Annotated in this window: 9 protein-coding genes; 5 read left to right on the top strand and 4 right to left on the bottom strand. The window is 74.2% G+C overall.

The window, feature by feature from the left end:
- Window positions 1-40 precede the first annotated feature (40 nt).
- Complete coding sequence (locus ACFCY7_RS18955; RefSeq protein ID WP_376486412.1) at window positions 41-1,834, bottom strand: NHL domain-containing thioredoxin family protein; 1,794 nt, start codon at window positions 1,832-1,834, stop codon at window positions 41-43.
- 1,378 nt (window positions 1,835-3,212) lie between these two features.
- Here ACFCY7_RS18955 and ACFCY7_RS18950 point away from each other — a divergent pair.
- The 4 genes from ACFCY7_RS18950 to ACFCY7_RS18935 all read left to right on the top strand — a co-directional run bounded on the left by ACFCY7_RS18950 (window position 3,213) and on the right by ACFCY7_RS18935 (window position 5,605).
- On the top strand, window positions 3,213-3,521 hold the full coding sequence (locus ACFCY7_RS18950; protein ID WP_376486409.1) for a hypothetical protein: 309 nt from the start codon (window positions 3,213-3,215) through the stop codon (window positions 3,519-3,521).
- 2 nt (window positions 3,522-3,523) lie between these two features.
- On the top strand, window positions 3,524-4,273 hold the full coding sequence (locus ACFCY7_RS18945) for a hypothetical protein (protein ID WP_376486408.1): 750 nt from the start codon (window positions 3,524-3,526) through the stop codon (window positions 4,271-4,273).
- Between the two features lie 31 nt (window positions 4,274-4,304).
- Window positions 4,305-4,796, top strand: coding sequence for an LURP-one-related/scramblase family protein (locus ACFCY7_RS18940; RefSeq protein WP_376486405.1), 492 nt, complete (start codon window positions 4,305-4,307; stop codon window positions 4,794-4,796).
- A 200-nt stretch (window positions 4,797-4,996) separates the two neighbouring features.
- Window positions 4,997-5,605 carry a hypothetical protein gene (locus tag ACFCY7_RS18935; protein WP_376486402.1) on the top strand — a complete coding sequence of 203 codons (609 nt, stop codon included), beginning with the start codon at window positions 4,997-4,999 and terminating at the stop codon, window positions 5,603-5,605.
- Between the two features lie 56 nt (window positions 5,606-5,661).
- Here ACFCY7_RS18935 and ACFCY7_RS18930 read toward each other — a convergent pair whose 3' ends face one another.
- Entirely contained in the window at window positions 5,662-6,459 is a 798-nt protein-coding gene (locus tag ACFCY7_RS18930; protein ID WP_376486400.1) for a carbon-nitrogen family hydrolase, read from the bottom strand.
- A 155-nt stretch (window positions 6,460-6,614) separates the two neighbouring features.
- Between ACFCY7_RS18930 and ACFCY7_RS18925 the strand changes: the two genes are divergently transcribed.
- Window positions 6,615-7,442 (top strand): maleylpyruvate isomerase family mycothiol-dependent enzyme, encoded by an 828-nt coding sequence (locus ACFCY7_RS18925; RefSeq protein WP_376486398.1) that lies wholly within the window; start codon window positions 6,615-6,617, stop codon window positions 7,440-7,442.
- A gap of 6 nt (window positions 7,443-7,448) precedes the next feature.
- Here the strand turns inward: ACFCY7_RS18925 and ACFCY7_RS18920 are convergent, their stop codons facing one another.
- On the bottom strand, window positions 7,449-8,759 hold the full coding sequence (locus ACFCY7_RS18920) for a nitrate/nitrite transporter (RefSeq protein WP_376486396.1): 1,311 nt from the start codon (window positions 8,757-8,759) through the stop codon (window positions 7,449-7,451).
- Window positions 8,756-9,430, bottom strand: coding sequence for a GntR family transcriptional regulator (locus ACFCY7_RS18915; RefSeq protein ID WP_376486394.1), 675 nt, complete (start codon window positions 9,428-9,430; stop codon window positions 8,756-8,758). Before ACFCY7_RS18915 ends, ACFCY7_RS18920 begins: the two co-directional genes overlap by 4 nt.
- Window positions 9,431-9,445 lie beyond the last annotated feature (15 nt).

The raw sequence follows: 9,445 nt of genomic DNA, 5'->3' as shown, positions 1-9,445 counted from the left end.
CCCGCAGGACGCGGGTGGGCCGTCGTCGTTCCTCCGGTTGCTAGCCGTCCATGCCCGCGAGGATCAGCGGCAGCCGGGCGACGCCCTCCGCCGTGACCTTCACCGGGACGCCCCAGTCCTGCTGGTGGACGTGGCAGGCCGGGTACTCGTTGGCCGGGTCGTCGTCGCAGGAGGCCGCCATGGCGGAGACGTGCAGGACGCCCTCGGTGACCTCCGGGTTCAGGTCGAGCTCCCGGAAGAGGTCCGTGCCGGTGCCCTCGCCCGCCACGAGCAGCTCCGGCGGGGTCGAGGAGACCAGGAGCCGGGTCGAGGGGCCGTAGCGGTCGTCGAGCTTCTGGCCCGTCGGGGCCTGGAAGACGACGTCCAGCCGGAGGCGGCCCGGGGCGACCTCGGTCGCCTCGCGGCGGGTGCGGTGGGCGACCGCGTCGACCTGGACGGCCTCCTCGGGCAGCCGCAGCCGGGTCAGCCGGTGGCGGGCGGACTCGACGACCACGATGTCGCCGTCGACGAGGACCGCGTCGCTCGGCTCGCGCAGGTCGGTGGCGAGCGTGGTGACCTCGCCGGTGGCGGGGTCGTAGCGGCGCAGGGCGTGGTTGTACGTGTCGCTGACGGCGACCGAGCCGTCGGGCAGCGCGGTCACGCCCAGCGGGTGCTGGAGCAGGGCCTGGCCGGCGTCGCCGTCGCGGTGGCCGAAGTCGAAGAGACCGGTGCCGACGGCGGTGTGCACGATGCCGTCGGTGTCGATCCAGCGCACGGCGCTCGTCTCGGAGTCGGCGATCCACAGCCGGTCCTCGGTGGCGGCGAGGCCGGACGGCTGCGCGAACCAGGCCTCGGCGGCGGGCCCGTCGACGAGGCCCTCGTTGGTGGTGCCGGCGGCGACCTCCACCGTCCGGGTCTCCGGGTCGTACGTCCACAGCTGGTGGACGCCGGCCATGGCGATCCACACCTTGCCCTGCCACCAGGCCACGTCCCACGGCGACGACAGGTCGACCTCCAGGGCCGGCCCGGAGGTGGGGGACCCCTGCCACCACTGCCGGCCGGTGCCGGCGACGAGCTCGATCGCCCCGGTCTCCGGGTCGAGGACGCGCAGCGAGTGGTTCACGGTGTCGGCGACGACGACCTTGCCGTCGGGGAGCGTCGCGAGGCCCTGCGGCTCGCGGAACACGCCCTCGCCGATGCGCCGCACGACGGTCTCGCCGTCCGCCGCCAGCTCGACGAGCTGGTGCCGGGTGGTGTCGGAGACCAGGAAGTTCCCGCCGGCGAGGACGACGGCCTTGCCGGGGAAGCGGAGGTCGGTCGCGACCGGCTCCGGCGCCACGTAGGGCCCGTCGCCGCGCCGGAGCGTGCCCTTGGCCTCGTGCTCGGCCTCCAGCTCCTCGACGAGGGTGCGGATCGCGTTCGCGTGCCCCTCGCCGGCGTGCTGGGCGACGACGTACCCCTCGGGGTCGATCACCACGAGCGTCGGCCAGGCGCGCACGGCGTACTGCTTCCAGGTCGCGAGCTCCGGGTCGTCCAGGACGGGGTGGTGCACCTCGTAGCGCTCGACGGCGTCGACGACGGCCTGGTGCTCGGCCTCGTGCACGAACTTCGGCGAGTGCACGCCGACGATCACGAGGGTGTCGCGGTGCTTCTCCTCCAGGTCGCGCAGCTCGTCGAGGACGTGCAGGCAGTTCACACAGCAGAAGGTCCAGAAGTCGAGCAGAACGATCTTTCCTCGCAGGTCGGCGAGGGTCAGGTCGTCTCCACCCGTGTTCAGCCAGCCGCCCTTGCCGATCAGCTCGGGGGCGCGGACACGGGCACGTCGGGGCGCGGGTGCGGGCGCGGAGTCGTTCATGGTTCAAGAGTGCCGTACGGGTGGATTGTGGGGGCCGGGCGGGGCGGGCACGCGTGTCCCCGGGCCGGGTGGCGGGGGTGGGCTGGTCAGCATGGCGGGCATGCCGGAGCGCGCGATCAGATCATCGGACCATTACCGCCACCGGGTGAGCGGCGGACTCCTGGCGGCCCTCCTCACCCTCCCCGGGACCGCAGCCTGGGCCGGCGGGGCCGGCGACGGGGCCCTGAGCGTGACGGTGACCGTGAACGCCCGCGGCCACACCGGCGTACGCCCCCCGGCCGTACGCACCGGGGCACAGGTCGTGAAGCGCTACCGGCTCGTCAACCGGGGCGAGGCCCACCTGTACGGGGTGCGCGTCGTCGACCCCGCCGTGCCCGGCGGCGCCGTCCGCTGCCCCGGACGCGTCCTCGCCGCGCTCGCCGAGCTGGAGTGCGTCGCCCGCTTCCGCGCCCTGCCCGGCGCCCACCGCGCCACCGTGCGCGTCGAGGGCGACATCCCCTCGCTCGACCGCCGCCTCACCGCCACCGCCCGCGCCGGCTACAGCGGCGTCACCGCGGCCCTCGCCCTCACCGAACGCGTCACCGTCGGCCCCCCGGGCCGCGGCACCGCCACCCTCACCTACACCGTCACCAACCGAGGCAACCACCCCCTGCACACCATCCACGTCACGGACCCGGGACTGGGACTGGAGCCGGGGACGGGGGCCGGGGCTGGGACGGGGGCTGAGGCGGGGAGTGGTGGACGGGCCGGGAGATCGGTGCCGGGGGCGGCTCCCGGCGGGCGGGCAGCACGCTCGGCGCCCGGGGCGAATCCCCGCCCACGGACAGCGCGGTCGGCACCCGGGGCGGGTCCCGGCGTGCCGGACTGCGGCGGGCGTGCCGGGGCCGTGGCCGTGCTTCCGCCCGGGGCCTCCGTCCGCTGCACGGCGACCGTACGGCGCCCCCCGGGCACCCACCGGAGCACGGGGGTCGCCACCGGCACCGACGCGGTGCGCACGTACGGCCCCGGGGGCGGGCAGGTCCCCGCGCCCACGCTCACCGCCCGCGCCTCGGCCGTCTTCACGCTCGCGCGTGCGACACCGGAGCGCGCGGCCCAGCGGGAGAACGCGACCGCACGGGGGAACGCAGGGGCGCGGGGGAACGCAGGGGCGGCGGGCGCGCGGGGCACGGCGGCCCGCGGGGCTGCCGGGGCGTCCGGGGCTCCTAGGGCCGGGGCTCCTGGGTCCGGGGTTCCTGGGGGTGGGGCTCCTCGCTCCGGGGCTCCTGGGTTGGCCGGGACTCCCGGGGCAGTTGGGGCTCCAGGCGCTCCCGGGGTGGCCGGGGGCGCTCCCGGGGTGGCGGGGGGCGTTTCCGGGGGCGGTCCGGGGCCCGGGGCCGGGGTGGCTCCCGGGGGTGGGGCAGGGGCCTTCGGAGCCGTACCGCCGTGGGAGAGCGCGCCCGTCGGGACGGGGGCGCGGGAGGCCGGACGCGACGAGTCGCGCGGCGCGGGGACCGGGACCCGGACGGCGAGCGGGACCGGGCACGACGTCGCCGCGCGGCGGGCGGCCGGGCTCGACGACGAGGGGTTCCTGCGGCGGGTGCGGCGCAGGGCGCGGGAGGCGGACGGGCTGGGGGTGGTGGCGACGCTGCTGCTGCTCCTGATTCCCGCGGCCGTCGCGGCGGCCCTGCTCGGCAACCGGGGGAAGTGACCGTGGCCCTGTTCGAGACCCTCGTCGTCGTCCTCGGCGTCGCGTTCGTGGCCGCGCTCGCCGTCTTCGCGAAGACCAGGCTGTTCCCGGTCGGCGAGGACGAGGAGCCGCGCGAGGACGTCGCCGAGTACATCGCCATGATGGTGTCGGTCCTCTACGCCGTCGTGCTCGGCCTCTGCCTGGTGTCCGTCTGGGACACCCGCTCGGCCGCCGACGACCACGTACAGGCCGAGGCGAGCGCGCTGCACCAGACGTACCTGCTCGCGGACGCGCTGCCCACCGCCCACCGGCAGCCCCTGCGGGACGCGGCCCGCACGTACGCGCGCCACGTCGTCGACGTCGAATGGCCCGTGATGGCCGAAAGGGAGCCGCTCGACACCTCCGGCTGGACGCTCCTCGACCAGCTGCGGCGGGCGGGCCAGGTGACCGACTCCAGCCGGGTGTCCGAGCAGATCGCGGCCCAGGAGGTCCTCGCCCAGCTCGGCTACATCGACGACGCGCGGCGCGGCCGGGAGGCGGCGGCGCAGGAGCGGCTCTCCCCGGTGCTGTGGACGGGGCTCCTCATCGGCGGCGCCCTGACGCTGGCGTTCATGTTCCTGTTCGGGATCAAGCGGAGCACGACGCACGTCGTGATGGTGATGGGCCTGTCCGGGTTCATCGCGTTCACCGTGCTGCTGATCCATCAGCTCGACTCGCCGTTCGGCGAGATGCTCGGCGCGACCCCGGACGCCTTCACCCGCTACTTCGGGTGAGGCGCGCGCCGTACGGGGCAGACATGACGCCGTGAAATATCTCGTACGGGACAAGATCTTCGCGATCGGCGACGACTACTGGATCGAGGACGAGCGGGGCCGCCACGCCTTCCTCGTCGACGGCAAGGCCCTGCGGCTGCGCGACACCCTGGAACTGAAGGACCCCGACGGGCAGGTCCTCGTCACCCTGCGGCAGAAGATGTTCAGCCTGCGGGACGCGATGACGATCGAGCGGGACGACCGGCCCCTCGCGACCGTCCGCCGCAAACGGCTCTCCCTGCTGCGCAACCACTACCGCGTGGCCCTCGTCGAGGGCACCGAACTGGACGTCAGCGGGCGCGTCCTGGACCGGGAGTTCACCGTCGAGTACGACGGCGAACTCCTCGCCCACATCTCCCGGCAGTGGTTCCACGTCCGCGAGACCTATGCGGTCAACGTCGTCCGCGAGGACGCCGACGCCGCCCTGCTCGTCGCCGTCGCCGTCTGCGTGATCCGGATGGCCGAACGCGAACGGGAGGACTAGCCGACTCGGCGGGCTTTCGGGGGGCTTCGGGGGCCCTTCGGCGGCGCCCGGTCCGGGTCGCCCCCACGCGGCGGAGGGCGAATCGACGGCGTCGTCCCGGTCCGCGTGGCTCGCGGGCCCGGTGCCGGGACCCGCCGTTTGCCTTCCCCGGTCCGGCACCCGCAGATTGGTCCGACGCGCACGCCGCCGGAGGAGACCGCATGCACCGCACCGTCAGCCCGTTCACGCTCCGCCCGTGGCGGGAGGGGAAGGGGTACGACCGGCGGACCGGCTGGCGGGGCGACTCCGCCGAGTTCGGCGGGATCACCGTGGAGGCCCCGCTGCGGCAGAGCGTGCCGCAGGTGGCCGTGACGGAGCTGCGGGGCGGTCTGCTGCCGCCGGCCTCGTACGAGACGCGGGGCATCCACACGGAGGTCGCCCGGCTGCCGACCCTCAACCGGGCGACCCTCCGCGTCGGCGACGCCCTCGTGTCCATGACCCGCAACCGCCTCGGCGCGACGGCCCGCCAGCGGGCGCTGCACCTGCGGTACGGCGGCGACCGCTACCGGCTGTGGGCACGGGACCGGCGCTCCTGGGTGCTGGCGCGCGAGGCGGACGACGAGGACCCGGGCGTCACCGTGGCCGTACGCGGCGCCGGGCGCGGGAAGCGCCGCCGGCTCGACGTCACGGTGTCGGGCCGGGCGGGCGGGGCCGATCTGTCCCTGGCGCTGGTGTTCGCCGGGGTGGACCGGGCGGCCCTCACCCGCGGCGGCGCAGTGCGCGCGGGCCTCTCCCGTATCACCGGCTTCTGGGCCGAGTCGCAGTCCTGAGCGCTCGGCCGGGGGCCGGGGCGGGCTGGGGGTCGGGGCGAGCCCGGTCCGTTCGCTCAGGCCCTGCGCGGTGCGGCGATGCCGAGGACGCGGTCCTTGAGGGCCGGGAACTGCTCGCGGGTGGTCGCGACCTTCGCGGGGTCGAGGACCACCCGGAGGACCTCCTCGTCGGGTCCGGCCTCGGCGAGGACCTCTCCCCAGGGGTCGACGACGATCGAGTGGCCGGCCTGCTCCACGCCCGCGTGGGTGCCGGCGGTGCCGCAGGCGAGGACGTAGGCCTGGTTCTCGACGGCGCGGGCGCGGGCCAGCAGCGTCCAGTGGGCGCGGCGGAGGGCCGGCCAGCCGGCCGGGACGACGAAGGCCTGGGCGCCGGCGTCGACGAGGCCGCGGAAGAGTTCGGGGAAGCGCAGGTCGTAGCAGGTGCCGACGCCGAGGGTGAGGTGCGGCAGGTCGACGGTGACGAGGTCCTCGCCGGCGGCCATCAGCACGGCCTCGCCCTTGTCGAAGCCGAAGCGGTGGATCTTCCGGTAGGAGGCGACGAGTTCTCCGTCGGGGGAGAGGACGAGCGAGGTGTTGTAGAGGGCGCCGCCCTCCGCCTCGACGAAGGAGCCGGCGTGCAGCCAGACCCCGGCGTCGCGGGCGGCGGCCGCCATCGCCGCGTGGGTGGGCCCGTTCAGGGGCTCGGACTCGGCGGCGAACAGGTCGGACGCGAAGGCGCCGACGGTCCACAGTTCCGGCAGGACCACGAGGTCGGCGCGGCCGGATTCCTCCCGTACGAGGCGTGCCGCGCGGGCACGCCGGGCATCGACCGGTTCGTCCGGGTCTACCGCGATCTGGATCAGCGAGGCGCGCACACTACCACCGTCCTGGCATTCGAGCCGTCAACACCGGCCTACGATCGTCACACGAAAGCACTGCCGGGGTGCCTTCGGGCAGCGTAACTTAGCGTCCGAGCCTCCCACCCAGTCGTGTTTTCAGCCCGCGCACCGAAGAACCGCCGAGGGGTCCCGTGACCGTCCATCCCAGCCTCCAGACCTACGCCGACGCCTGGACCCATTCCATCGAGGCGATAGCCGAGCTGGTGCAGCCGCTCGTGGAGAGCGAATGGAACCGGCCAACACCGTGCGTCGGCTGGTCGGTGCGCGACATCGTGTCCCATGTCATCGGCATGGAGACGGAGATGCTCGGCGACCCGCGGCCGATCCACTCCCTGCCCCGCGATCTGTACCACGTACGCAGTGACTTCGCGCGCTACATGGAGGTACAGGTCGATGTGCGGCGGCACCACACCGCGCCGGAGATGACCTCGGAGCTGGAGTACATCCTGATCCGCCGGGCGCGGCAGCTGCGCAACGAGAACCGCTCCCCCGAGCACCTGATCCGCGCTCCCCTCGGCGCCGAGCAGTCCCTCGAACTGGCCTATCGGCTGCGCGCCTTCGACGTGTGGGTGCACGAGCAGGACCTGCGGACGGCGCTCGGTGCGCCGGGGAACCTGGACTCGCCCGGCGCGCACGTCACCCGGGACCTGCTCCTGGAGGCGCTGCCCAAGGTGGTCGCCAAGGACGCCGGGGCGCCGCCGTCCTCCGCGGTGGTCCTCGACGTGACCGGTCCGCTGGAGTTCCTGCGGACGGTGCGGGTCGACGCGGACGGCCGCGGTTCGATCGACGGCGCGCCGTCGCTCGGCCCCGCGGTGACGCTGGCGACGGACTGGGAGACGTTCGTCCGCCTCGCCTGCGGCCGGGTCCGGCCGGCCGACGTGGCCGACCGGGTCAAGGTGGAGGGCGACGAGGACCTGGCGCGGGCCATCCTGGACAACTTCGCGGTGACGCCCCGGTAGGTCGCCCTACGCGGGCACGTGGACGGCCTCCACGCGGCTGGCCACGAGCCGTTCCCGTTCCCTGCGGTGGGTACGGGCCTTGAGGCGCAGGATCTGCACCACGCCGACCGCCTCCAGGACGAAGACCGAGGAGAACGCGATCCGGTAGTTGTCGCCGGTCGCGTCGAGCAGCACGCCCACGGCGAGCAGCGTCGTCATCGAGGCCACGAAACCGCCCATGTTGACGATGCCGGAGGCGGTGCCCTGACGCTCCGGCGGATTGGCCGGCCGGGCGAAGTCGAAGCCGATCATCGACGCGGGTCCGCAGGCGCCGAGGACCGCGCACAGGGTGACGAGCAGCCACATCGGGGCGTGGTCGCCGGGGTACACGAGGGTGGTCGCCCACAGCAGGGCGGTGGCCGCGACGGTGCCGAGGGCGAGCGGGGCGCGGGCCGTGTGGTGGCGGGCGATGATCTGCCCGTACGCGAGGCCGACGACCATGTTCGAGAGCACCACCAGGGTGAGCAGTCCCCCGGCGGTGGACCGGGACAGGCCCTGCGCCTCGACGAGGAACGGCAGCCCCCACAGCAGCAGGAACACCATCGCGGGGAACTGGGTGGTGAAGTGCACCCACATGCCGAGCCGGGTGCCGGGTTCCCGCCAGGACTCGGCGATCTGGCGGCGCACGAAGGCGGCGCCCGCGTGCGTGGCGGGCTGGGGCTCGTACCCCTCGGGGTGGTCCTTGAGGAACAGCAGCAGCAGGACGAGGACGACGACGCCCGCGAGCGAGCTGCCGACGAAGGTGGTCGTCCAGCCGAGGCCGTGCAGGGCGCGGGCGATGAAGACGGTGGAGACGAGGTTGCCCGCCATGCCGAAGAGGGCGGCGACCTGGCCGATGAGCGGGCCGCGGCGGGCCGGGAACCAGCGGGAGCCGAGCCTGAGGACGCTGATGAACGTCATGGCGTCGCCGCAGCCGAGGAGGGCGCGGGAGGCGAGCGCGGTGCCGTACGAGGGGGAGAGCGCGAAGCCGAGCTGGCCGACGGTGAAGAGGACGACGCCGAGGGCCAGGACCTTCTTGGTGCCGAGCCGGTCGACCATGAGGCCGACGGGTATCTGCATGCCCGCGTAGACGAGCAGCTGGAGTATGGAGAAGGTGGAGAGTGCCGAGGCGTTGACGTCGAAGCGGTCGGCGGCGTCGAGGCCGGCGACGCCCAGGGACGTCCGGAAGATGACGGCGACGAAGTAGACGGCGACTCCGACGCCCCAGACGAGCGCGGCCCGGCGGCCGCCGGGCGGGTCGCCGGGGAGGGTGACGGCGGATCCGTAGGACCTGTTCACCGGTCCTCACCCCGGACCAGGACCTTGACCCAGCTGAGGTGCTGGCGGACGCAGTGGGCCGCGCCCTCGACGTCGCCGGCGCGGATCCGGTCGAGGATCTCGGCGTGCTCGGTGATGTTCTTGGCGACGCGGTCGGGCTGGGACTGCATCACGGCGACGCCCATGCGCAGCTGGCGGTCGCGGAGCTGGTCGTAGAGGCGGGCGAGGATCTGGTTGCCGGCGTGGCGGACGATCTCGGCGTGGAAGCAGCGGTCGGTGACGGCGACTTCGGCGAGGTCGCCGGCCTCCGCGCGCCGCTTCTGCTCCTCCAGGAGCTCTTCGAGGCGGGCGATCAGCGCGGCGGGCGCGGGCACGGCCCGGCGGACGGCGAACTCCTCGACGAGCAGCCGGGTCTCGACGACGTCGGCGATCTCCTGGGCGGAGACGGCGAGGACGAGGGCGCCCTTCTTCGGGTAGAGCTTCAGCAGCCCTTCCATCTCCAGCTTGAGCAGCGCCTCTCGGACGGGCGTCCTCGACACCCCCACGGCGTCCGCGAGTTCGCCCTCGGTGAGAAGGGTGCCTCCCTCGTAGCGCCGGTCGAGTACGGCCTGCTTGACGTGCATGTAGACACGGTCGGCGGCGGGTGGCTGCTTGGTGGGCAGCGGGACGGGACCGGCGGGCGCTGATGGCATGCGCACAGCATAGAT

This window comes from Streptomyces sp. NPDC056361, from assembly GCF_042262805.1.
GTDB lineage: Bacteria > Actinomycetota > Actinomycetes > Streptomycetales > Streptomycetaceae > Streptomyces.
The sequence above is the reverse complement of the archived record's forward strand: the minus strand, read 5'-3'. Positions and strand labels throughout refer to the sequence as shown.